22 protein-coding genes and 2 tRNA genes are annotated in these 24,416 nt (G+C 56.7%); 8 read left to right on the top strand and 16 right to left on the bottom strand.

Features of this window, described 5'->3' with window-relative positions:
- Positions 1 to 115: 115 nt before the first annotated feature.
- From ACXJJY_RS04550 to ACXJJY_RS04510, 9 genes are all read right to left on the bottom strand, one after another.
- Positions 116 to 946: a DUF3108 domain-containing protein gene (locus ACXJJY_RS04550; protein ID WP_456385521.1), complete on the bottom strand. Its 831-nt coding sequence runs from the start codon at positions 944 to 946 to the stop codon at positions 116 to 118.
- Entirely contained in the window at positions 936 to 1,793 is an 858-nt protein-coding gene (locus ACXJJY_RS04545; protein ID WP_456385520.1) for a UbiA-like polyprenyltransferase, read from the bottom strand. Before ACXJJY_RS04545 ends, ACXJJY_RS04550 begins: the two co-directional genes overlap by 11 nt.
- 112 nt (positions 1,794 to 1,905) lie before the next feature.
- Entirely contained in the window at positions 1,906 to 2,463 is a 558-nt protein-coding gene (locus ACXJJY_RS04540; RefSeq protein WP_456385519.1) for a UbiX family flavin prenyltransferase, read from the bottom strand.
- 38 nt (positions 2,464 to 2,501) lie between these two features.
- Positions 2,502 to 3,206 carry a ubiquinone/menaquinone biosynthesis methyltransferase gene (locus tag ACXJJY_RS04535; RefSeq protein ID WP_456385518.1) on the bottom strand — a complete coding sequence of 235 codons (705 nt, stop codon included), beginning with the start codon at positions 3,204 to 3,206 and terminating at the stop codon, positions 2,502 to 2,504.
- A 31-nt stretch (positions 3,207 to 3,237) separates the two neighbouring features.
- Positions 3,238 to 4,062: a menaquinone biosynthetic enzyme MqnA/MqnD family protein gene (locus ACXJJY_RS04530; RefSeq protein WP_456385517.1), complete on the bottom strand. Its 825-nt coding sequence runs from the start codon at positions 4,060 to 4,062 to the stop codon at positions 3,238 to 3,240.
- A 3-nt stretch (positions 4,063 to 4,065) separates the two neighbouring features.
- Positions 4,066 to 5,286, bottom strand: a complete 1,221-nt coding sequence (locus tag ACXJJY_RS04525) for an amidohydrolase family protein (protein WP_456385516.1) — start codon at positions 5,284 to 5,286, stop codon at positions 4,066 to 4,068.
- A gap of 105 nt (positions 5,287 to 5,391) precedes the next feature.
- Positions 5,392 to 6,450, bottom strand: a complete 1,059-nt coding sequence (mqnC, locus tag ACXJJY_RS04520; protein WP_456385515.1) for a cyclic dehypoxanthinyl futalosine synthase — start codon at positions 6,448 to 6,450, stop codon at positions 5,392 to 5,394.
- 5 nt (positions 6,451 to 6,455) lie between these two features.
- On the bottom strand, positions 6,456 to 7,550 hold the full coding sequence (mqnE, locus tag ACXJJY_RS04515; protein ID WP_456385514.1) for an aminofutalosine synthase MqnE: 1,095 nt from the start codon (positions 7,548 to 7,550) through the stop codon (positions 6,456 to 6,458).
- A 141-nt stretch (positions 7,551 to 7,691) separates the two neighbouring features.
- The gene (locus tag ACXJJY_RS04510; protein ID WP_456385513.1) at positions 7,692 to 9,017 is read right to left on the bottom strand and encodes a sigma-70 family RNA polymerase sigma factor; all 1,326 of its coding nucleotides are present in this window, start codon (positions 9,015 to 9,017) and stop codon (positions 7,692 to 7,694) included.
- Between the two features lie 223 nt (positions 9,018 to 9,240).
- Between ACXJJY_RS04510 and malQ the strand changes: the two genes are divergently transcribed.
- From malQ to ACXJJY_RS04495, 3 genes are all read left to right on the top strand, one after another.
- Complete coding sequence (malQ, locus tag ACXJJY_RS04505) at positions 9,241 to 10,794, top strand: 4-alpha-glucanotransferase (RefSeq protein WP_456385512.1); 1,554 nt, start codon at positions 9,241 to 9,243, stop codon at positions 10,792 to 10,794.
- Positions 10,791 to 11,408, top strand: coding sequence for a flavodoxin family protein (locus ACXJJY_RS04500; RefSeq protein ID WP_456385511.1), 618 nt, complete (start codon positions 10,791 to 10,793; stop codon positions 11,406 to 11,408). The genes malQ and ACXJJY_RS04500 overlap by 4 nt, the downstream gene beginning before the upstream one ends.
- 39 nt (positions 11,409 to 11,447) lie before the next feature.
- A tRNA-Glu gene (locus tag ACXJJY_RS04495) sits at positions 11,448 to 11,523 on the top strand.
- An 85-nt stretch (positions 11,524 to 11,608) separates the two neighbouring features.
- On the opposite strand, the gene ACXJJY_RS04490 is transcribed toward ACXJJY_RS04495, so the two are convergent.
- The 7 genes from ACXJJY_RS04490 to ACXJJY_RS04460 form a co-directional block, all read right to left on the bottom strand.
- Positions 11,609 to 12,301, bottom strand: a complete 693-nt coding sequence (locus tag ACXJJY_RS04490) for a DUF4350 domain-containing protein (protein WP_456385510.1) — start codon at positions 12,299 to 12,301, stop codon at positions 11,609 to 11,611.
- A 199-nt stretch (positions 12,302 to 12,500) separates the two neighbouring features.
- Complete coding sequence (locus ACXJJY_RS04485; protein ID WP_456385509.1) at positions 12,501 to 13,574, bottom strand: response regulator; 1,074 nt, start codon at positions 13,572 to 13,574, stop codon at positions 12,501 to 12,503.
- A complete protein-coding gene (locus ACXJJY_RS04480) occupies positions 13,562 to 15,031 on the bottom strand; it encodes an ATP-binding protein (RefSeq protein WP_456385508.1) in 1,470 nt (489 codons plus the stop codon). Before ACXJJY_RS04480 ends, ACXJJY_RS04485 begins: the two co-directional genes overlap by 13 nt.
- Positions 15,032 to 15,285: 254 nt before the next feature.
- Positions 15,286 to 16,680 (bottom strand): cobyrinic acid a,c-diamide synthase CobB, encoded by a 1,395-nt coding sequence (locus tag ACXJJY_RS04475; RefSeq protein ID WP_456385507.1) that lies wholly within the window; start codon positions 16,678 to 16,680, stop codon positions 15,286 to 15,288.
- A gap of 104 nt (positions 16,681 to 16,784) precedes the next feature.
- On the bottom strand, positions 16,785 to 17,501 hold the full coding sequence (locus tag ACXJJY_RS04470) for a potassium channel family protein (RefSeq protein ID WP_456385506.1): 717 nt from the start codon (positions 17,499 to 17,501) through the stop codon (positions 16,785 to 16,787).
- A gap of 102 nt (positions 17,502 to 17,603) precedes the next feature.
- Entirely contained in the window at positions 17,604 to 18,959 is a 1,356-nt protein-coding gene (locus ACXJJY_RS04465) for a TrkH family potassium uptake protein (RefSeq protein ID WP_456385505.1), read from the bottom strand.
- 84 nt (positions 18,960 to 19,043) lie between these two features.
- A complete protein-coding gene (locus tag ACXJJY_RS04460) occupies positions 19,044 to 20,186 on the bottom strand; it encodes a tRNA-queuosine alpha-mannosyltransferase domain-containing protein (protein ID WP_456385504.1) in 1,143 nt (380 codons plus the stop codon).
- A 109-nt stretch (positions 20,187 to 20,295) separates the two neighbouring features.
- Here ACXJJY_RS04460 and ACXJJY_RS04455 point away from each other — a divergent pair, with 109 nt between their 5' ends.
- The 5 genes from ACXJJY_RS04455 (at position 20,296) to ACXJJY_RS04435 (ending at position 24,340) form a co-directional block, all read left to right on the top strand.
- Entirely contained in the window at positions 20,296 to 21,297 is a 1,002-nt protein-coding gene (locus ACXJJY_RS04455) for a TIGR00266 family protein (RefSeq protein WP_456385503.1), read from the top strand.
- A gap of 61 nt (positions 21,298 to 21,358) precedes the next feature.
- Positions 21,359 to 22,129 (top strand): putative metalloprotease CJM1_0395 family protein, encoded by a 771-nt coding sequence (locus ACXJJY_RS04450; RefSeq protein ID WP_456385502.1) that lies wholly within the window; start codon positions 21,359 to 21,361, stop codon positions 22,127 to 22,129.
- 25 nt (positions 22,130 to 22,154) lie between these two features.
- Positions 22,155 to 23,474: a M18 family aminopeptidase gene (locus ACXJJY_RS04445; protein WP_456385501.1), complete on the top strand. Its 1,320-nt coding sequence runs from the start codon at positions 22,155 to 22,157 to the stop codon at positions 23,472 to 23,474.
- Positions 23,453 to 24,136, top strand: coding sequence for a lytic transglycosylase domain-containing protein (locus ACXJJY_RS04440; RefSeq protein WP_456385500.1), 684 nt, complete (start codon positions 23,453 to 23,455; stop codon positions 24,134 to 24,136). Before ACXJJY_RS04445 ends, ACXJJY_RS04440 begins: the two co-directional genes overlap by 22 nt.
- 129 nt (positions 24,137 to 24,265) lie before the next feature.
- Positions 24,266 to 24,340: transfer RNA gene (locus tag ACXJJY_RS04435), tRNA-Val, on the top strand.
- Positions 24,341 to 24,416 lie beyond the last annotated feature (76 nt).

Genomic DNA, 24,416 nt, shown 5'->3' with positions numbered 1-24,416 from the left:
CCGACTGCAGCAGATACAATGGCCGCTGCCGGTTTCCGGTAGCGGCCATTTTTTCTTTTTCCTGCCTCTTTTGTGTCCCCTGCCCGCAGCCGACGGTGGGCCGTAAGGATGAAGGTCAATCTCCCTCGACCAGGAGTGACTGTGTAACGACCCGGGCTTTGGGGCAGGCGGGATTGGAGTATTCCACCAGTCTGGCACTCAGAGATCCGATCCGGATCCGGGAACGGATAAAAACCGGAATCCGGCAGACATCGTCGGTGAGCCATATCTCCGTATCCCCTTCCTTGTCATAGAGCCCCTTGAAGGTGAGCCGGGGCAGAAATCTGAGGGTCTTCCTGGGCCCGAAAATAGTCCGGCGCTGCTCGCGGCCCTCCAGAACCACCTCCACCTGGTTGATCTTTTTATCGGCAAAGGTGGGGACCACCACTCTGGTTCCGGGACGAAAAGCCAGGGTCCGGGTGATGACGAAGGCGGCGAACTCGTTGTAGACCGGCTCGTTGACCAGAAATTCCTGCATCTTTTCATCATCGCGGCGATAGAGAACCCGTCCCTTTTTTTGCTCATAGATGGTCAACCGCCTGGTCTCCCGGCCGCGGCCCTCTTTCTGGTGAACCTCGTAGCGCTCAGGGAGTTTCTGCGCCCCGCAGACCAGGGTAACAAAGCTGTCATCCACGGGGTAAAAAAGCCGGAACAGACCGTAATCGCTCACTTTGGCCCGGATGACAAAACAGTCCTTTTGCCGTTTATCGGACTCCGCAAAAAGATAGAGATCGCCGATCTTGATTCCTCCACTCCAGGAAATCTCGTAGTGCATGGATTCCTGGCCGGAAAAGACAATGGCCGCGATGTCCGGCAGGATGGGAAGTGCCCCGCCTTCGGCCCGACCAACGTCCGGCAGCAGCAGCCCCCACAGGAGCAGCAGCATCAGGTATGGTTCAATTGCCAAGCGCAAGGGAAAGCCAGGTGGCGGCGAACAGGGTCAGGGCAATGAACCCGTTCATTGAAAAGAAAGAAACCTGGATCCTCGAAAGATCTCTGGGGTTGACCACGATATGCTGATAAAAAAGCGCCCCGCCTGTGAGGACGATACCGACGTAATAGATCAGGCCCAACCCCATCAGGTAGCCGGTGAGTGTAAACAGGATAAAAGCCAGAACATGAAAAAGTACCGCCAGCCTGAAGGCCCGCCTGCGGCCAAAAAAAGCCGGCATGGAATAAAGCCCGGCCTTGCGGTCGAATTCGGCATCCAGACAGGCATAGATGGTATCAAACCCGGCGACCCAGAACAACACCCCGAGGGACAGAACCCAGGGATACCCCTCCAGGGTGGCCCGCACCGCCACCCAGCCGCCCAGGGGAGAAAAGGCCAGCGCCAGGCCCAGCACCACGTGACAAAGCCAGGTAAAACGCTTGGTCAGGGAATAGATCAGGGTCAGGGCCAGGGCAAAGGGCGCGATCTTGAGCGCCGTGGGATTGAGCATGTGACAGGCAAAGAAGAAGAGTGCTCCGGAGCCAAGCATCATGGTCCAGGACTGAACCAGGGTCACCTCGCCGGCAGGAAGGGCCCGGGCAGCGGTCCTGGGATTGGCGGCGTCAAAACGACGATCAACGATCCGGTTGAAGGTCATGGCGCAGGTACGGGCCCCAACCATGGCCACAACAACCCAGAAAAAGATCCGAAACCGCGGCACACCGTCCGCTGCCAGAAAGGCCCCGATCAGGGCAAACGGCATGGCGAACACCGTATGCTTGAACTTGATCATCTCAAGGAGTATTTTTATTTTTTCGAACATGGAACAACGCCTGACAGTTTGAATTCATGATTCGACCAACATGGTGTTCTCCTGCTCACGGCAGGACCGCCTGGCAACCGGTTGAAAAACGTAACGAGCAAAAATCAGGTTTTCAGCCCGTACCCTCCCAGCGCGCCAGGCCGGGAACGGCGATGCCAAGTTGATCGCAGAGCCGGCCGCAGAAATGGTGGGCCATGGCCTGGAAGTCATCCGGCTTCTGGTAGAACGAGGGCATGAGAGGGCAGATGGTCGCCCCGGCATCATGGAGTGTCAGCATGTTGCGGATATGGGTGCGGTTCAGCGGGGTTTCCCTGAAACAGAGCAACAGCGGTCGTCGCTCCTTCAGAGTGACGTCTGCAGCCCGATGGATGAGGTTACCCGAATATCCGCAGGCAATGGCTCCCAGGGTGCCGGCAGTACACGGCAGGATCACCATGGCCTGGTAGGGACTGGAACCGGAAGCCATGGGAGCGGTGAAATCCTTGATCGAATACCAGCGGTCAACCCCGGCCAGCTCTTCCGGCGCCATGCCCTGCTCCAGCTCGAGCACCTTGCGGCCGGCCTCCGAGACCACCCCGTGCACCTCCACTCCCAGCTCCCCGAGAAGACGGGTAAACTCAACCACGTAGAGCATGCCGGTGGCTCCGGTGATGGATAGAATCAATCTCATGTCGTCTGTTCCTGTCATACCCTGTTCCCGGCCCTGCCCTACTTGACCCCGATATAGATGGAAACGATGCCAAACGTCAGCGGAATACGGTCCACTTTGGAAAATCCGGCCCGACGCATCATGGAGAGCAGTTCCTCGGGTTCATAGAAAGCGGCGATGGACTTGGCCAGGTACTCGTAGGCCTCCTTGTCGCCGGATACCATACCGGCCACAGCGGGCAGCACCTTGTTGAGATAAAAATTATACAGAGGTTTGACCAATACGTTGGTGGGCCTGGAAAACTCCAGGATCAACAACTTGCCGGTGGGACGCAGGATTCTGTACATCTCACCCAGACCCTGCTGGGTTCGGGACAGGTTACGGACCCCGAAGGCCACGGTGCAGCCCCAGAAAGTATTGTCCGGGGCCGGGATCTCTTCACCATCACCGCAGACGGGCGAGATTCTCCCGCGTCGATCATCTTCGGGCAGTGACTGTACCCCCTGGCGGAGCATATCCTCGCAAAAATCCACCGCCAGGACCCTGCGTTCCCGGGCCTGTCTGGTGAGTTCCAGGGACAGCGGCAGGGTGCCGGCGCAGAGATCGAGCACCGGCCCCCGGGGAAACTCCCGCAGCAGCCTGGTCGTCTTCCAGCGCCAGTAGCGGTCAACCTGCATGGAGAGCAGAGAGTTCAGCAGGTCGTATTTACCGCTGATAGCAGCAAACTTGTCCCGGACAAAGGCTTTTTTTTCTTCCGGTTTCATATAGTTACAATTTAAACTTTACAATTTGCGCTCATGAAAAAATTTTCAGGGGCAGGGCTTGGGGATCCGCCTCTCCCCGGGCGATCAGCAGGGAAAAGAAGCGTTTGAGCGCCTCCTGTTTGCTCTCATCAAGATCATATTCCATAGCCCGAAGATACCGCGAACAGGCCTCGCAATCCATGGGAATCCGCCGGGCTACCCGATCGCAGATCTCGGGCAACCGGGCAAGGCCACGGTCGCGACAGGCAAGAAAACTGTGATGAATCTCCCGGGCGGTCTGCTCGGACTGCTGCAGGAACGACTCCCGGATGGCGCAGACGGCAAAGACAAAGGGCAGCCCGGTCTGGTTGTTCCAGAACTCGGCCAGGTCGGTCTGGTACGGATAACTGTTTTCCAGCCGCAGCCGCAGGGCCTCGTCACCGATGGCCAGCACCCCGTGAACCCCGGCATCGTCCCGGTGCGGGCCATAGACCTCCCCCACCATATATTCGGGCCGCACACCGATAAACTCTTCAAGAATGATCTTGACCAGGGAGACCGAGGTATCCGACTGGCCGGTGAGCAGCACCAGCTGCCCGTCCAGCGCCCCTGGCGGCACGGTGGAAAACAGAAAGACCGACCCCACCGGCCCGGTGGCACTGATGGAGAGATCGGCCAGGATCCGGTATCGGGATGGCCGGGCCGCATACTCAAAGGACGACACAAAACCAAGGTCCAGCTCACCGGCGGCAAGCAGACGGTTGAGAGTGGATGGAGGCGCCTCGGTTACGACCCAGTCGCTCCGGGCCACCTCTTCCTTCCACACCTCGTAAATGGGTGCGGTGTTTATGTAGTTCACCATGCCGATACGGGCCATCGGTCATATCCAGGTTATCTGTTTTTGCCGACCATTGGTCAGAAACGGGTAGACCTGGTCACCATCATGCACTTCCCGGGCCTCAATGGCAAGCACTGCAGCCCTGCGGCCCGGTTCCAGGGTTCCATAATCCTGTGCCAGGCCCAGCGCCCTGGCACCTCCCAGGGTGGCCATGGCGACAATGGTCCTGCTGGATATGGCCGGATGGTCCTGGAGCAGAATATTCATCTCCCGCCAGAGCGACACCTCGGGATTGGAGGCCAGGCTGTCCGTTCCCAGTGCCGGCAGCAGCCCAGCGGCAAGAAAGTCCGCCACCGGTGCCCTTCCCACCCCGAGAAAACGGTTGGAACCGGGGCAGAGACAGATCTTGACCTGTTGGCGGGCCATGATCTGGATCTCCTCTTTCCGGACATGCACACAGTGGACGCACAAGGTATCGGGATCCAGGACACCAAGTCGATCTAAGTACTGCACAGATCCTGCATTGTCAATCCCCGCAGGCAGGAAAGAACCGTCCCAGAAGCCGCGCCGACGTAGAAAATCAGCGATCTCCCCGCGCCCGTGACAAACCAGGTCCTCTTCAACCGCTGGTTCAGCCACATGGATGGGAAACCGATGACCAAGGCGCCGGGCCCGCTCTTTCAGGGCCACGATCAACTGCCGGTGAGTGGAATAGGGAGCATGGGCCGTGCACATGCGGCTGTCATCCTGCCCGGCCAGCACGGCCATGCTGCGCTCGGCCGCCGCCCGGCTCAGACCAAGCAGCTCGAGATAAGACTGGACGACCCCGGGAAACCCGGCCTGGATCTCCAAACAGGTATCAGTGTTGCCGATATCGGCAAGAGCAATCACTCCATCCCGGTGCTGGCGGGCCAGGACCTTCCGGGCCTCGTCCGTAACCTGTGATCCCTCAGGGCCGAGACGCTCTCGCTCAAGGAGCATCTCTTCGATCCAGCCGGTAAAGGTTGCGGATCGCTGCTGCCTTCGGGCAAGAAAAGCAAGATGGGAGAGTTCCAGGTGGATATGGGCGTTGACCAGGCCGGGAAGGAGAATGGTATCGGGGTGGGTCCGGACCTCTGCTCCGGGAAAACGGGCCTGCACAACCTCAAAGGAACCGAGATCAAGGATAATACCATTGTGCACCACCAGCCCGCCATCCCTGATAACAGGACGACTGACAGGAACCAGCCAGGAGGCACGGTGAATGACAGACGGAGAAAGCATCAGTCAGGCAGGGGAAGCTGAACCATATTCAGGACCGGAAAACACAAAGAACAAAAAACAAAAAACAGCCTGGCCCCTGGATACAGAGCGCAGAAGTTCGCTGTTTCAGGCAAGTGTATAATCCATCCGCCGCTGCCTGGGCTCGAACCCGGCATCACGGACCAGCCGCTGGATCTCCTGTTCCGAGAGCCGAAAGTGCACCCCGGCGGCTGCAACCACGTTTTCCTCGATCATGGTGGAGCCAAAATCGTTGGCACCAAAGAAAAGCGACAGCTGGGCTATCTTGGGTCCCTGGGTCACCCAGGAGGACTGGATATTGTCGAAATTGTCCAGAAATATACGGCTGAGCGCCAGCATCCTGAGGTAGTTGAATCCACTGGTTTTCTCAAGCTCCATAGCCTGGGCCAGCGGGGTGTTGTCTGGCTGGAACGGCCAGGGAATAAAGGCCGTGAATCCACCGGTCCTGTCCTGGAGATCACGCAGACGCTGGAGGTGTTCCAGCCGCTCTTCCACGGTCTCCACATGGCCAAACATCATGGTGGCCGTGGTCCGCATTCCCAGACTGTGGGCCTCTTCCATGACCTGAATCCAGCGATCGGCGGAACATTTCCGGGGAGCCAGAATCTGGCGCACCCGGTCGGAAAGGATCTCCGCCCCGCCACCAGGCATGGAATCCAGACCGGCGGCCATGAGCCGCTCAAGCACCTCCCGTGTGGAGAGGCCGGACAACTCAGCAAAATGGCAGATCTCTGGCGGCGAGAAACCGTGGACATGGATACCGGTCTTCTTCATGAACCGGAGCATCTCCTCGTAATACTCCAGCGGCTTGTCCGGATGGAGCCCGCCCTGGAGGAGGATCTGGGTCCCGCCCAGTGCCAATGTCTCGCTGATCTTCTGCGCAAGCTCCTCAAAACTCAGCAGGGAGCCGGTTCCATCCTCGGGCGCCTTGAAAAACGCACAGAACTTGCAGGCCGAGATGCAGATATCTGTGTAGTTGATATTCCGGTCGATCACATAGGTGACAACCGGTTCCGGGTGGAGCCGCTTTCTGATGGCATTAGCCATGAAACCAAGCTCGTGGAGACTCGCCTCCCGGGCCAGCGCAAGAAACTCCCTTCCATCGATCCGGCCGCCTTCCACGACCCGCTGCATCAACTCGTTCATGACCCTTAGAATGTCTGGAGAATATTGTAGAGGGTGTCGCGCTCCACAGGTTCCCGACCCGCCTCCCGGATCAGCCTGATCAGGGTGCGATGGCCCAGTGCCTGTTCGGTCTCGGCTCCGGCCATGTGGGTGATGATCTCTTCCTTGACCGTGCCGTCCATGTCATCAGCCCCGAACGACAGGGCCACCTGGGCCAGTTTAGGACCGATCATGACCCAGTAGGCCTTGATATGGGGAAAATTGTCGAGCATCAGCCTGGCGACAGCGATGTTTTTGAGATCATCCACTCCGGTGGTCCGGGAAAGCTGGGACAACTCGGTGTTCTTAGGATGAAAGGAGAGCGGGATAAAGGCCAGGAACCCACCGGTCTCATCCTGGGTCCGGCGCAGGGCATCCAGGTGTTCGAGCCGCTCGTCAATGGTCTCGATGTGTCCGTACAGCATGGTGGCGTTGGTGTTAAGTCCGTGCCGGTGTGCGGTTTTGGTAACCTCGAGCCATCCCTCTCCGGAGAGCTTTTTTTCACAGGTAAGCTCCCGGATCCGCGGGGAGAAGACCTCGGCCCCGCCGCCGGGAATGGAGCCCAGCCCTGCCTCCTTCAGTTCCTCCAGGGTATCGCCCACCGACTTGCCGGCCAGCTCGGCCAGGTGATGGATCTCCACGCAGGTAAAAGCCTGAATATGCACGTCCGGCCGGATCTCCTTGATACCTCGCAGCAGATCAAGATAATAGGAATACGGCAGGTCAGGATGAATACCGCCCACCATGTGAATCTCGGTGATCGGTTCCTCCAGCCGCTCCCGAACCTTTTCCTTCACATCCGCAAGGCTCATCTCGTAGGCCTGATCATGGCCCTTTTCCTTGCCGAATGCGCAGAACTTACAGAGATTGGTGCAGACGTTGGAATAATTGATGTGCTGATTGTAGATAAAGTAGGCACGGTTACCGTTCTTGCGTTCGCGAACAATATTGGCAAGATACCCGAGTGCCAGGATATCCGGGCACTCGTACAGCCGCCGTCCGTCCTCCAGAGAGAGCCGTTCTTCGTTGCGGACCCTGGCGAGGATGTCGCCAAGTCCGGCCTGTTCAATAAAAGAGTCCATGAGATAGATACCTGACCTGCATGACTGACCCGGGGTTTGCCAGACCAGCCATAATCACAGTAATAAAAACCGTACTGTCAAGACAAAAAAAAAGCGCCTGCCACGACAATCCCGTGACAGGCGCTCCAATCCTTTTTTTCCTCAGTCAAGGAAGTAGCGCAGTTTCTCCCGGCGGCTGGAATGACGCAGCCGGTTGAGCGCTTTTTTCTCGATCTGGCGGATCCGCTCCCTGGAGACATTGAATCGTTTGCCGATTTCCTCAAGGGTGTACTCGGCCTTTTCACCGATACCAAAGCGCAGCCGGATGATCTTTTCTTCCCGCTCGGTCAGGGTGGACAGCACCTCGGTTACCCGGTTGGCCAGTTCCCTGTTCTGAACCGCATCATAGGGTGATTCGGACTCCTGGTTTTCCAGGAAATCGCCCAGGGTGGAGTCATCGTCCCCCACCGGGGTCTCAAGTGAGATCGGTTCGCGCGAGGCCTCCAGGATGGCGAGGATCTTGTCCATGGGCAGATCCGTCATCTTGGAGATTTCCTGCGGCGTGGGCTCGCGGCCCAGCTCCTTCAGAAGCGAGTAAAAGGCCTTGAAGAACTGGCTGCGAAGCTCGAGAAAATGCACCGGCAGCCGGATGGTCCTGGTCTTGTCAAGGATAGCCCGGGTGATGGCCTGCCGGATCCACCAGGAGGCATAGGTGGAGAACTTGTTGCCTTTCTTGTAGTCAAAGCGGAACACGGCCCGCATCAGGCCCAGGTTGCCTTCCTGGATCAGGTCCGCCAGGGTCAGTCCCTGATGCATGTAACGTTTGGCAATGGAAACCACCAGGCGCAGGTTGGCGCGGATCATGGCGTCCTTGGCGATCTCGATGGAACGGTTATAGGCCTCGAGTTTGGCATGCAGCTCGAGCAGCTCCCGCTTTTCCGGGTACTTTTTCACCGCCAGTTTGACGCAGTGACGCATGTAGTTGAGCTGCTGCTTCTTGGGTTTGAGCGAGGGATCCCGCCGCTGCCACAGGTCGATGCGCTCCACCAGCATCTTGATTTCCTGGGTTCCGGAACTATCCTCACGAATGGCATTGATTATAGAGCTGAACCCTTCGCGTATGGTCTTGGAGTACTTGGCCTCCTCTTCGGGTGTCAGCAGATCAAACTGTCCCATTTCGCGAAGATAAGTGGTCGTCGTCTCCTCGCTGTCATGATCTTCACTGTCAGGAAGACTCTCGGCGTCAACCAACGCCTCAGCATCATGGTCTTTTTTTCCTGTCCAATCTTCGCCGGACAGGGTCTTTTTCTTACCGGATTTTTCCTGGGTAACGATCTCGATATTGTGTTCGCCCAGAAAGTCAAAGATTTCCTCAATGGCCCCGGGATCCTTGATATCCTCGGGAAGAAGCTCATTGAGGTGCTGGAATGTTATACAGCCTTCGCTTTTACCAGCCTCGAGAAGGTCATCCTTGATACTTGCAAGCACCTGCCTTCAACCCCCACACTTGTTATATGTTACGCACCAATACAAACGCAAAAAAGCGCTCTGCGCGCCAATATACCCATAAACTAATTCAATCTAATACAAAACGCCCGGAAAAGCAAATAAAGATTTCCTAATCCATAGTGAATCTGGTAAAAATAGAGATAATATCCATGAAGATACACAACTTCGCTCTCTACACTGAACAAGGAGGCAGGTTAAGCACTTGATACCTTTTCTCAAAAACCGCAGCTCAGGAATACTGCTCCACATATCCTCCCTGCCCTCGCCCTGCGGTATCGGCGATCTCGGTCCCGGAGCGTGGAGCTTTCTCGATTTTCTCTCAGCGGCCGGCCAGTCCTTCTGGCAGATCCTGCCGCTGGGACCAACCAACCCTGTTTTCGGCAATTCTCCCTACATGAGCTCTTCGGCCTTTGGAGGCAACCCGCTCTTTATCAGTCCGGAACTCCTTGCCAAAGAGGGCCTCCTGACAAACACCCAACTTTCCAGATGCCCCTCATGTTCTGAATATTTCGTCTCCTTTGACAGCGCTATTCCCTGGAAGAACCAGATCCTCCAGGAAGCGTGGACCACATTCCAGAAGCAGGGCCGCCGGGACGAACTCGACAAGATAAGCAAGCGCTATCCCTGGCTCAAGGACCACGCCCTGTTTTTGGCCCTGAAGGAGCGACACAACCAGCTGCCCTGGTGGCAGTGGCCGACTCCGCTCAGAGAGCGCGATCCCGCTGCGCTGCAGTCCATTCAAGCGGAACTTCATCATAGCATGGATTACTTCCGTTTTGAACAATATATCTTCTTTCGCCAATGGCAAGAACTGCGACTCCGGGCAGAGAAAAAAAACATCCGCCTCATCGGTGACCTGCCCATCTACGTGGCCCAGGACAGTGTGGATGTCTGGGCCCACCAGGAAATCTTTGACCTGGACCCAAAGACCAGTCTCCCCGCCCACGTCGCCGGAGTCCCGCCAGACTATTTCAGCCGTACCGGACAACTCTGGGGCAATCCGCTCTATCGCTGGAACAGCAGAAAAAAAGAGGTGCGGGACGCTCTGTACGACTGGTGGAGCAGGAGGCTTGAAACCATCTTTTCCCTGGTGGACATCATCCGCATCGATCACTTCCGCGGCTTTGAATCCTACTGGTCTGTTCCGGCCCGGGAAAAAACCGCCATCCACGGCAACTGGAAAAAAGGCCCTGGCCTCTCTTTTTTCCGTGAGATGGAAAAACGTCTCGGACCCCTGCCGGTTATCGCCGAAGACCTGGGCCTCATCACGCCGGCAGTGGAGAAGCTGCGCGACACCCTGGGCTTTCCGGGCATGAAGATCCTTCTCTTTGCCTTTGACGGCAACCCGCAAAACAGCTACCTGCCTTATAACCATCCAACCAACAGCGTGGTTTACACCGGCACCCACGACAACGACACCGCCGTGGGATGGTTTCTGAGTCCATCGGTTCCACCCGAGGCAAAACTCCAGGCAAAACGGTTTGCCAACAAAACCGATACCGATGCCTCCACCTTCCACCAGGACCTGATCCACCTGGCCCTTGGTTCTCCAGCCTCCCTGGCCCTGATTCCCATGCAGGACGCACTCGGTTTTGGCAACGACTGTCGCATGAATACGCCGGGCACATCCGGAGACAACTGGCGCTGGCGCTGTGCTCCCCGTTTCATGACCATGGAGCTGGCCCTCTGGATGCGTGAAAAAACGGCTCTGTTCGGCCGACTCCCCGAAAACCAGGAGCAACAAACAGGACAATGACTGACCCAAATCCCCCCGCCCTGCTCTTTCTCGGCAGTCCACGCCGAAACGGCAACACCGAAACCCTCCTGCGCCATGTGGGCAAGGGCATCGAAGAAGCCGGAGGAACATGGGAGTTGATCCGGTTACCAGAACTGGACATCCATCCCTGTCACGGTTGCGGCAACTGCGAAAAAAAAGGGACATGCATCCTCAATGACACCATGTCCTCCCTCTACCCCAGGATCATGGTCACCGACCGGATCGTGATCGGTTCCCCCATCTATTTCTATGGCCTCACCGCCCAGGCAAAACTCTTTATCGATCGGTGCCAGGCACTGTGGAGCAGGAAATATATCTTCAACAAGCGCCGCAACAACCCGAATGCACAGGGCTACCTTGTCTCCACAGCCGCCTCCCGCGGTGACCGGCTGTTCGATGGCGCCATTCTCACAGCCCGCTACGGCTTCGACGCCATGGATCTTGGCTATGGCGGAGAACTGCTCGCCCGCGGCCTGGAACACCGGGAAAGTGCCCGGACTAAACCGGACCTGCTCGACCAGGCAGTATCGTTTGGCCGGCAAATTCAATCCAGCAGGGACCAGGAAACGAAAAAAGACAACAAAGCGTCTTGACAAAGCAAGCCAGATATTTTACAAACTCAGCCACCATAAGGCCCCATCGTCTAGCGGTCTAGGACGTCGGCCTCTCACGCCGAAAACAGGGGTTCGATTCCCCTTGGGGTCACCAAGAAAATCAGGGACTTAACCAGTTGGTTAAGTCCCTTTTCTTTTTCTGGTGAACCTTCAGATACCCCTTGCCGGCGTTGTCCCGCTCAGATCGCCACTTTTCTCGGGCAGAACCACAAAGCCAGATTTCTGGCCAGATCCAGGTTACCGCCACGGAGAAAACCATTCTGAAAGATTGCATCATCGGCGAAGACCACAAAACTGCCACGGCCCAGACGACCGGCAACGATGACCGGAAAGGACTGGATGGCGTCATGGCCGCTGACCCTCCCGTTTTTATCCATATCGATCCAGGCCTGGCTGCTGGTGTGGGCCACAACCTCTGTATTTTTCTCCTTGTTGAGCAGAGCCCAGCCACCGTAAATATTAAACCCCTTGAGTCCACGGGTCAGAGGATGGCTCGCAAATTCCCGAACCGTGAAATCACGGTGGTTTCCGGACAGTACGTGCTGCTGTTCATAAACAGGTGCAACGGAAATACCAACGCCAAGCCGCTCAAGAAGACCATGAAAAGGTCTGCCGATATGGACCATCACGGCCAGCCTGCCACCTCTTTCCAGAAACTCAGCGATGGCTTCAACCTCCGGTTTGCGGACCGGAGCAAAGGCGCCGGCAATGACCAGGACATCCACATCCTGCAGGTTCCTGCCGGTCAATGGATCCCTTGAAACCCTGACGCTCGCTCCCTGGTCGACAAACAGCACAGCCAGACCGGAAAGATCCAGCGGCCGATTCTTTTCAATAAAAAACCGTTGGCCATGGCTCTGATCAAAGAGCACCACCGGCCCTGCGAAAACATGGGCCGGAACCAAAAACAAAAAGAGAACAACGGCAGAAAAAAGAGTACACAAAGATTTGCTACGCATGATAGATCAGCACCAAAAAGAATAGTCTGGAACCTGTACCGGTTCCCGGGAAAACCCAACTCCGACCGTTGTCAGGGCAGGAGCCTGGACCTGAGAACAATGGCTTTGGAGTTCAATCTTGATATTTTCGGGCAACGTGGTGGAACTCTGTCTCTATTTCAAGAAAAATATCGATCATGCAGGGGTCGAAGTGTTGACCTCTACCCTGTTTCATGATCTCCAGGGCATCGTCGTGGGTCATGGAGTCCTTGTAGACCCGTTTGGAAATCAGTGCGTCATAGACATCGGCAATGGCCATGATCCTGCCTGCAAGAGGGATATCCCTTCCCTTAAGCCCCCGGGGATACCCGCAGCCATCCCACCGTTCATGGTGACTGCCGGCAATCTCCTTGGCGCACTTGAGAAACGAGGTCGGCTGCCCGGCTTTCTGCTCCAGATTGGCGATCACCTCCTCGCCAAATATCGCGTGCTGTTTCATGGCTTCAAACTCCTCTTCCGTCAGCCTGCCAGGCTTGAGAAGGATGGAGTCCCGGATGGCCACCTTGCCGATATCATGCAGGGGAGCTGATTTGTATAACAGTTCGATATAGTCCGGTGTCAGTTGATCCTCAAAAAGACCTTGCCGACGCAAGGCCTGGGCCATCAACCTGACATACTCCCGGGTTCGGTGAATATGGCTCCCTGTTTCCGGATCGCGATACTCGGCAAGCTCACCCATGGCCTCGATAATGACATCCTTGAGAAGCACTGTTTCCCTGGTTCGAACCTCGACCTCCTGTTCCAGCCCGGTTCGGTACAGATGGAGCTCAAGATGGTTCCGGACCCGGGAGCGCAGCTCGACCCCGTTAAACGGCTTGGTTATATAATCCACGCCTCCAAGCTCGAACCCCCGGGCGACGTCATCGGGCTCGGCCCGGGCGGTAAGGAAAATGACCGGAATGGAGGCGGTTTCACTACGGCGGAGCAGGGCCTGGGCGGTTTCGAACCCGCTCATTCCCGGCATCATCACATCCATGAGGATCAAGTCCGGATGACTGGCCCTGATCCGTTCAAGGGCCTGTTCTCCGCTGGTGGCATAGGCAAAGTCGCATTCCAGGTCCTTGAGGTGCGACAGGGCGATCTGAATGTTTTCCGGCACATCGTCCACAATGAATATAAGCGGACGCCGGCTGGTTACTGTTTCCACTGGGATAAGTACTGTTTCAGTTTCATAATCATCTGATCCACGGCAATAATATCGGGTTCGCGGGCATACTCGATCAACTTCTGGCCCAGGGAGGACAAAGCGCCGGTCCCGCCGTTACCCCCCGGATCCCTTTGCTGCATCATCCGGCCAAGCTGTTCGGCGCTGCGCAGATTACCGCTTGCCAGCAGCTTTTTAAATACTTCATCGAGTTCCCTGTCCCAGCCACGCATCACCGCGGCCTGTTCGGACTGACCGGGAACTTCCCCGGGCCCGGTGCCGGACGGCTCTGCAGGCGGAGCTGTCGTATCTAAATAGGAAGCAACAAGCTTCTGCAGACCGTCGATCCTGAACGGCTTGGTCAACTGGCCGGCAAACAGATCCTGATACTCCTCCTTTTCCAGGCAAACACCGGACATGAGAACAATGGGGATATCCGCTGTTTCGGGATCATCACGCAACTGCCTGGCGATGTCGCGGCCATCAATCCCGGCCAGGTCGAGATCGAGCAGGATCAGGCCGGGGTGCTGCTGCCTGGCCAGTTGCAGACCCTGATCGGCAGAATTGGCAACCAGTACCTCCACCGGCAAATCCACGTAGACGTCTTGGATGATATCAGTAATGGTAGGCATGTCGTCCACAACCAGCAATTTCCGGTTCGGTGCCACTGGCCTATTCGCCCCCTCACCATGAACAGACGAGCATTCATGAACATAATCCACAACCGGCTCGACACCGGAGAGCCTGAGCGTAAAGATACTGCCCTGCCCGGGGCTGCTGACCAGGCTTATCCGCCCTCCCATAAGCGCCGCCAACCGACCGCTGAGCATCAGGCCGAAACCGGCCCCGGCATACGCGTGAGAGGTTCCTGACCTGTGGGGCTCGAACAGCTCCAGGATGCGCCGCTGCTCGTCTGGAGATATACCGACTCCACTGTCCGATACCGACATAAGGATATCCCATCCCTGGTCTGAATTCTTTGCCGGCATTCCTTCCACCAGGATCTCCACCTTTCCTTCAGGGGTGAAAGCGATGGCATTACTGATCAGGTTCAGCAGGACATGCTTGAGATGAACACCATCGAGGAGAAAGACCGACGGCAGGTTGTCGAGGATGTGACAGGAGAGCTTTATATTTTTTTCCCGTATTTTCTCCAGGAAAAAATCTTTTATCTCCTCCAGAAGGATACCCAGCTGTGTAGGGGTTCTGGTTATCTCCAGGCTGCCGGAATCGATCCTGGAAAGCATGATGATATCGTTGAGCATGGACACCAGGGTGGCACCGTTTTTGAGAATGGCCGAGACATACCGCTGTTCCCTCTCCGGAAGATCGGCAGCAGCCAGCATCTCCGCATACCCGAGGATGGCATTCATGGGTGTGCGGATTTCGTGGTTCATATTCGCAATGAACTCACTTTTCATGCGACTCTCCGCATCAGCGACATCATTGTCCTTAAGCATCCTCCTGCTCCTGGTATCAACCGAATTGTTCATACCTGAAATGTCCCACCTGACTGTGTGCCTCGAAAAAACTGTCCTTTCTTCCGTGCCAGACACGTGCCCGAAAAAATCCGGGCCCCTGCGTCCACCTGCGCAACAAGATACCTGCCTGCCCTTCGCCCTGCCCCTTCAGATAACAGGTAGTCCGGAGAACGACATTTCTGCACATTATAGCAGCAAACACAGACAAGGGCAAAAAAGTGTTGGCCAAAATATCAGCGAGCGACTGAGTGTTTATAGTGTAGTGCCCGACGCACAAGGCCTTCAGCCCAAAGCGGGGTACCGGGCGCCAGGACATGGGTGTAGAGGGCCATGACGTTGTTCTTGATCAGTCCGTCGCGTTTGTCCATGAATCCGGTTCCCCGGTCGATGCGCAGGGCCAGATCCGCAGCAGTTCCGTCCCACTCCATGATGGTGGAGTAGCGGAATTCATGTCCCTTGACCCTGGTTCCAACCGGATAGAAAGGATTTTCCCGTTCTACGGTAAAAATGGAGTAACCATGGGCCTGAGGTTTTTCCGAAAGACCGAAGGTGACCGGGAAGACGCCGGCAAGGGGATATTCCCGGCCATCAAGTATAATGGAGCGGCCAAGAAAGATGAGCCCGCCGCATTCGGCATACATCGGCAGACCCTTTTCGGCCATGGTCCGCACCGATTCGCGAAACGAGAAATTATCGGCCAGCCGCCGGGCACTGGTTTCCGGGAATCCTCCCCCGATGTAAAGGCCGTCCAGGTTACCGGGCAGTTTCCCGGCCTCCAGAGCATTGATCATCACCAGCCTGGCCCCGGCCCGGCGCAGGGCCTCCAGATTTTCCTCGTAATAGAACTGGAAGGCCGCGTCCCTGAGGATGCCGATAGTCACCCCTTCCCCTGAGCTCACCTCCGGGTCTTTGATAACCGGAGGCGCCACGGTTTCCCGCATCGAAGAAGTAATGGCCTCCAGGTCAAAATGCTGCCGGGCAATCCTGGCAAGTTGAGCCACTGCCTCATCAGCGGTGCCATATTCCTGGTGAGGGGTCACCCCCAGATGGCGCATGGGAAAAATATCACGTTTCATTCGCGGAATAATGCCAAGAACCGGAACATCTGTATATCGTTCCATGGATTCACGAATAATCCGTTCGTGGCGGGCAGTGGCAATCTGGTTGAGGATCACTCCGGCAAAACAGACCCTCCTGTCAAGTTCCCGGCAGCCGAGAACCTGGGCAGCCACGGTCCTGGTTGTCTTTGAGCAGTTTACCACCAGCAGTACCGGCAGCTGCAGGTGCAGAGCGAGCTCTGCGGTAGAGAAGCCGCCCTCGGCATTGACTCCGTCATACAGCCCCCGATTGCCCTCGACAATGGCGTACTCGGCGCCGACGCCATGAATCCGGTAGGAGTGGGTTATGACTTCCTGATCCATGAGAAAGGGATCCAGATTATAACACGGCCTTCCGGCTGCCGTTGTCAGCCAGCCGGCATCGATGTAATCAGGCCCCTTCTTGAAGGGTACCACGATCTTTCCGGCTTCCCGCAGGGCTGCGACCAGGCCCACCGAAACCACGGATTTTCCCGAGCCACCGCTCATCCCGGCCACCACCAGCCCTTGTACCTTGTTGGTCTTCTGCATGATCATTGCTTGAAAAATAAATTTTATCTTTGATTCCCACCAGTTGCCCCTACCAACCAGTATTCCCGGCTTGAAAAAACAACCGACAGAGCCTGCTCGATCACCTATGAGCGTATCTCCCGACTGTCCGCAGTTTTGCGAATGACGATCAACCGGTCGCCCTTTTTCAGTTTGTAGTCGGCCCGGGGAAGAAACTGAAAATGGGGTTCGTCCTCCCTCCGGGTGGCGATCACCTGAACCCCATACCGGTTGGTCAGGTCCAGGTCCTTTAAGGTCTTGCCGGCCCAACGGTCAATCTGGAGCTCCTGAAACGACATTTCAGTGTCAAAACTGGCGTACTGTATAAATCCCGGGATGGCAACCTTGGAGGCCAGATGCACGGCAGCCAGCTGTTCCGGAATGATCACCGTATCCACCCCGACCTTGTAGAGCAGTCGCTGGTGATCAGGATTCACCGCCTTGACCCAGACCTCCAAAACCCCGAGCTCTTTCAGGTACATGGAGATCATCGTGGAAGCGGCAATGGAATCGCCCACACTGACCAGCACATGGGTCATCTCCCGGAGACCAAGCTGTTCCAGAGCATCTTTGTTGGTGGCATCGGTCCGGTAGACCTGGGATAGCACATCGCGGGCCTTCTGCACCCTGGCTGACTGGTTGTCGATCCCCACAACCTTGTGCCCCAGTTCGACCAGAGTTTTGGCAAAATAAAAGCCGAACTTGCCAAGCCCTATGACTGCGATTTCCTTTTTCATCACACCCTCACCACTCCCCCGCACCACCGACCCGGCCTGCCTGGTCAGCTCCGGATGCAGATTCACTTTTCTTGCCTGACAGACCGTCGTCCCGGCACAGACCAGAGCGTGCCGGTCCCGAGTTCGATCTGCTGCTGAGGCGGGGACCGGCAAGGCTGGCAATAGCGGTTAACCGATCAACAGGTCTCCCTCCGGACGAAAATAACTTTCCCGCCGCTGAATGTTCTGCAGGACCCCGATAAAAAGCAGAGGCCCCAGCCTGCCGATAAACATAAGCGCGATGACAATACATTTGCCAGGGAACGACAGGCAGGGTGTCAACCCGGTGGACAGCCCGGTGGTTGCAAAGGCTGAGACCACCTCAAAGACGATCTCCAGCAGCTGCCCGCGGGACTGGACATGGGGCACTTCGCCGCCCTCGGTGACACTAAGCAAAAGCACAGCCACACAGATGATGGAAACCGAAAACAGGATCAAGACCAAGGCCCGGTTCAATGTTTCCCGGCTGGCCCCGACATTACCGATCACCACCTGCTCTCTGCCGCGGACCTGAGCCACGAAAAAGGCGACAATCACCCTGAACGTGGTCACCTTGATACCGCCGCCGCACGAACCCGGAGCCGCGCCGATCAGCATGAGAAAGATCATAACCAGCAAAGAGACATTGGTCATGTGCTCGATGGCAACGGTATTAAAACCGGCGGTCCTGCTGGTCACTGATTGAAAGAGGCTCTCCAGGAGCGCTGTCCCCATGGGCAGGCTGCGCTCATAAAGGGCGTAATCGGCCAGGTAGAGCAGCAGCCAGCCGGAAACAATGAGAAAAAGCGTGGTTTGCAGTACTACCCGGGCATACCAGGTCAGGCGAACAGGCCTGCGGCTATGGGTAACCACCTGCCTGATCCGTCTCCCCAGCCATCGGCCGATTTCCACAAGTACGGAAAACCCTGTACCACCCAGCACGATCAGCGCAATAAAGACCAGGTTGACCGGCAAGCTGCTGTGCCAGCGTGTCAGACTGTCGGGATACAGGGAAAAACCTGCGTTACAGAAGGCTGAAATCGCGTGAAACACTGCTGAATAGCTGTCGATACCGCCACCAGAAGCCAAAGGCAGCAACACGGCGCCCATTGCCTCAATGCCCAGGGCGAGCAAGACGATACTGATCAGAAATCGCCCCAGACGGAAGGAGGGATCATGGAGCAGATTCTGTCCCACGGCGATGCGGTCGGTAAGGGAGACCCGCTGGCGCAGGAGATACATGGCCAGAGAGGTCAAGGTCATGATCCCCAGCCCGCCCACCTGGATAAGGACGAGGATCACGGTCTGGCCGAACCGGCTGTAGACGGTACCGGTATCCACCACTGCAAGACCGGTGACACAGGTGGCCGAGGTAGCGGTAAAAAGCGCATCTATCCAGGAGATCGGTGATGCGCCTCGACTGCAGCCCGAATGCAGCAGCACGGCTCCGCCAAGAATGGTGAAGCCGAAAAAAAGGACAGGAAAAAGAAGAGGATGTATGGTCAAGCGAATTCTGCGCATAACGGCAAATGTAGCCCAGAAGGACCGCCCTGTCCAGCAGTGGTTGAGAGGCCGGAAGGAGAACCGTTCTCACGCCGGTTTTGACAGCATGTTCAGGAGCCAGTCATGGAAGCGCGGGCCCAGCCTGGCCCAGGAAAAACGCTCGGTCAGGTCAAGTCGCTCTTTCCGGCTCATGGCCGGCCTGGTCCGGATCAGCTCGCGCAGCCTGGTGACAAAGGAAGCGTCCCTGTAGCGGTACCTGTCCGGAAAATTTTCCACGTAGGCCAGCCGGTCCGGCACCAGGGGCCAGCAGCCCGCCCGGACAGCTTCGAGAACTGCGATACCGAAAAACTCATGCCGGGCCGTGGAAACGACAATATCGCCACGGCCAAGGAGAGCAGCATAGGTCTCCCTGTCCGGAGCGTATCCGAAATGCAGAAGCTGGTGCTGAAACATCTTCTCCACCCGGGAAAAGATGGCTGGGCGGTTCCTGAAACACTCGCCCAGAACGAGGATCCTGAAATCAACACCTCCGGCGGCCACCCGTTTCAGCGCGTGGAAGAAAAACTCCGGGTCCTTGTCGTGCTCCCAGCGATGATTCCAGACAACAACCGGCAGATCTGCCCGATGTTTCGGTTCTTCTGCCCTGTCCATGGGCCGAAAATCGATTCCCGGTGCCAGTACCCTGCTTTTAGCCAAAATCTGATCCGCAAGGTCCACCACCCTGATATCGGTTGCCTTTTTGAGAAAAAACCTGACACCTTCGATGAAGGTATCACGGTTATAGCTGGAGTTGAACGCCAGGGTATCGGCAGCCAGGGCCGAGGTGAAATTGATGGCTGTGAACTGGAACCGCTGCGGATCCTCTACCTGGCCGGGATAGACAAACTGGTTTTCATGAAAATACAGTGCGGCCGGCAAATGGATACCTTCGCGCCCAAGCAGGGCCTGGAGCACGGAAAGGTCCAGAAAGGTAGAGACCAGAAGCCCGTCGAACCGGACCCCCCTCGCATACATATCCTTCACCTGCCGGGCCATCCACGGGGCAGCCAGCTGCATACGCATCTTCCATTTCCTGGCCGGGAGGGAAACGAGGGTGAAATCCATGGCCACATGCTGAAAAAGTCCCTGCAGAAAAGCCCGGTGGGAACCGCCGTAATAGGGCTCAAGGACACAAATCCGCGCAGCCCGCTTGCCTTTCATGTTATTGAGTACTATTTTTTCTTCATTCATGATGATTTTTTGTATACCATAGTAGAATAAAGGGATAACAGCCCTCTTTATTCAGTCAGGTCCACTGGATAGCAGAAAACACTCATCATCGGCACAAGAGGAACATACGATGGCACGCTGGTACGTTGCGGTCAATGGCACAACCACCGGTCCCTTTTCCCTGGACCAGATACGTAAATCCCTTGCCAGGGGCAAGTACACTGACGCCACTCTGGTCTGGAGGGACGGTTTTTCAGACTGGCTGCCCGCTGGCGATGTGGAAGAACTTCGCATTTCAGACCGGAAAACTGCACCGGCGCCCCCGCCGGTCTCCGGGCAGCGGGCCCACGAGATCGACTTCAAAATCTTCGGCCACGAGATGCAGTTTGTCGAGATCGAACTCGATCCTGGCGAAAGCGCCGTCTCCGAGGCCGGGGCGATGATGTACATGTCGGACCGGATCGTCATGAAAACGGTTTTTGGAGATGGTTCGGACGAGTCCCAGCGCGGCGGTTTTTTCGACCGTATGCTGGGGGCAGGCAAACGGCTGATCACCGGAGAAAGCCTGTTTATCACCGTATTCACCTTTGAAGGTACAGGCAAAGGCCGGGTGGCCTTTGCCTCGCCCTATCCGGGAAAGATCATCCCCCTGGACCTGAAAAAATATAACCAGCGGCTCATCTGCCAGAAAGATGCTTTTCTCTGTGCGGCCAAAGGAGTATCCATCGGTGTAGCCTTTCAGAAAAAAATCGGTGTGGCCCTGTTTGGCGGCGAGGGCTTCATCATGCAGAAACTCGAAGGAGACGGCCAGGTTTTTCTTCATGCCGGTGGAACCATTGTCGAAAAACAACTGGAACCGGGCGAGATTCTCCGGGTCGATACCGGTTGCCTGGTGGGTCTGACCGAGACGATCCAGTATGACATTGAATTTGTCGGTGATGTCAAATCGGCCATTTTCGGCGGCGAGGGATTTTTCTTTGCCAACCTGCGTGGTCCAGGCCATGTCTGGCTCCAGTCTCTACCCTTCTCCCGGCTTGCTGGTCGCATCTGGAGGGCCGCACCCCAGACAGGTGGCCAGAGCAAGGGTGAGGGATCGATCCTCGGCGACATAGCCACAATGTTTGAACGATAATTTTTTATCACCACCGAACCTCAGTTCCTGGTAATCACATGAAAGCATGGGTTCCTCTTTGATGACATATTCCCTCCGGGGCGCTCTGCAGGCCGCGGACATCTCCGCCCATGCGGGGTCCAGCCTGCGCTCCGAACCGGTGCGCAGGGTTATCATTCCTGCTGCGCCCGCTGATGCCGGCACGAATCAGCCAACCCAAGGGTTCAGCGACAGGGTAACCATCTCTGACGAGGGCCGGAAACAGGCATTGGCCAACAGTAAAAACAGCGGGTTCAACAGAACAGATGAACCGGGAAACAGCCGAGAATCAGGGAATATCGGGACCAACAGGCAAACTCCTGAAAAAACGGCTGACAGCGGGAGAAAACTTACCGCCGAAGAACAGCAGGCCCTTATGCAGCTCAAACAGCGGGACAGGGAAGTCCGTTCCCACGAACAGGCCCACCTGGCCAATGCCGGGGGGTATGCCCGTGGCGGAGCATCCTTTTCCTATCAGACCGGTCCCGATGGTCGGCGCTACGCTGTCGGCGGTGAAGTTCCCATTGATATAAGCAGGGAATCGACCCCGGAACAAACCATCCAGAAGATGCGAACTGTCCGGAGGGCCGCCATGGCACCGGCCAACCCCTCTCCGGCGGACAGAAACATTGCCGCCACGGCAGGCAGGAAAGAAAGCGAGGCCCTGCGCGAACTGCGTTCCGAGCAGCAGGAGAGTGGTGAATCGCAGACCGGGGAAATCACGGAACCGGCCGAGGAGCCCATGGACAGCAAAGAATCCAGCCCGGTTGCCAGCCCAACCATGACCGGAAGGCAGATATCGGTAATCGCCTGAAACCGGACACTCATCACAAAAGATTATGACTCAAAATCAACATGTCGACTCCCTGCTTTCTTTTCTGGCCGTCTCTCCAACCAGTTTCCATGCCACGGCCAACCTGGCGGCCATGCTCCAGAAGGCCGACTTCAAGGAGCTTGTCGAAAGCGATCCCTGGACCGATCTCAAACCGGGAAGCTACTTCATCCGACGCAACCATTCCAGCCTGCTGGCCTTGGTCCTGACCGGAGAGAACCCGGCCGGGACGGGCTTTCGCATGGTCGGATGCCACACCGACAGCCCAGGATTGAAGCTCAAGCCCGCGGCCCTGCATACCGGCCACGGCTTCGTCCGGACGGGAGTGGAAGTCTATGGCGGGCCGCTCCTGGCCACCTGGTTTGACCGGGACCTGTCCCTTGCCGGACGGGTGGTCTGGCAGGACAGCGATGGGTTCCTCCATACCAGCCTGGTCAATTTTTCGAGCGCGGTGGCCACTATACCCAGCCTGGCCATCCACCTGGACCGGGAGGCCAACAAGAACAAAACCATCAACCGGCAAAACGACCTGGTCCCGGTCCTCATGCTGGAGCAAGAGAGGCAGACCCCGCTCCGCGACATCCTGACCGCGCAACTGACCAGACAGCATCCCGGCCTCAAACCTGCCACTGTACTTGATTTCGACCTTTTCCTCGCGGATCGCCAACCGCCGGCAAAAATCGGCCTGGAGGAGGAGTTCATCGCCTCTGCCAGGCTGGACAACCTCCTCTCGTGCCACAGCGCTGTCCGGGCCCTGGCGGACACGGTGCCGGAATGCAACACCATGGTTATACTCCATGATCATGAAGAAGTAGGTTCCATGACCAGGGCCGGGGCCCAAGGCTCATTTTTCTCCTCCATTCTGGAGCGGATCATACCGGAACCGGGCCAACGCCAGGCGGCCCTGAAACGCTCTTTTTTTATCTCGTCGGACAATGCCCACGGCGTACACCCCAACTTTGCCGACAAACACGATCCACATCACCTGCCCCGGATCAACAAAGGCCTGGTGCTCAAAAGCAACGCTGCCCAGCGATACGCCACCGACGCGGCCAGCGCAGCTTTCTTCCGGGCCCTGTGCGGCATGACCGACGTACCGGTGCAGGAATTCGTCATGCGCAGCGACATGGCCTGCGGCTCCACCATCGGTCCGCTGACATCGGCAGCTCTGGGGGTGGCCACGGTGGACGTGGGCGTGGCCCAATTGGCCATGCACTCCATAAGAGAACTGGCGGGAGTACGGGATGTCTGGTATCTTTACCAGGTAATGTGCTCCTTTTTAACCCTCTCTACCCGAAATAATTTATGGCGTTCCCTGGCAGCATAACTGCGCTCCCTTCCCCGCAGGCCCGATCCGGGTTCCTTGTTTTAGCCAGCCTCCTGCTTTTCCTGGCGCTGCCCTGCCCTGCGGAGGGTTCACTGGACCATTACATCCGCAAGTACAAGAAGATCAAGGCCAGCCCAACCCAGATGAAAAAGCTCAGGCAGTATGACCGTCTGATCACCCATTACGCCAACATTGCCTACTTCAAACCCCGCCACAAGGTCAACGCCGATTTCATGCGGGCTCTGATCCTGGCAGAATCCAACGCCGATCCCAGGGCTGTCTCGAAAAAAGGTGCCAGAGGGCTTACCCAGATCATGTATGCCACCGGAAAACAGGCGGCCCGCGAACTTCTGGCAAAAAAAATCCCTTTGCGCCATGTATCGGCCACCACCCTGCGCAACCTCGAGCCGAATGATCTCCATGACCCGGCCCTGAATATCCTGCTTGCCTGCTATATGATATCCAAATACAATGCGACCTACGGGGGAAGACTCGACCTGGTGGTCTCGGCCTGGAACGCTGGAGAAAACTCGATTAAAAACAATAAACCACCTAACTACAGGGAAACCCTGGACCTGATAGGCAAGGTCAATGGATATTTTGTCTATTTCCTCTACCAGGGTCGGAGCTCATACCGATACGCCTACCGATATCGTCAATAAAAGAAGTTGTTTCACCGACGGGAAGCAGCTTTTCCTCTTGACACGGTGAGTGTTTACTGGTATTTGAGTTGCGTTTTTTCAATACATGATTTACTCTTACGAATTCAAGAGTACAAAACAGGACCCAGCAGGCGCGTAGCTCAGTGGGAGAGCGCTACCTTGACGCGGTAGAAGTCGGCGGTTCAATCCCGCCCGCGCCTACCAGAATATCAAAGGCTAAGAGCAAGGCATTACGTCGCAATAGTGCCTGCTCATTAGCCTTTACTTTTTGACAGCGGTC

This window comes from Desulfolithobacter sp., from assembly GCF_054025815.1.
The sequence above is the reverse complement of the archived record's forward strand: the minus strand, read 5'-3'. Positions and strand labels throughout refer to the sequence as shown.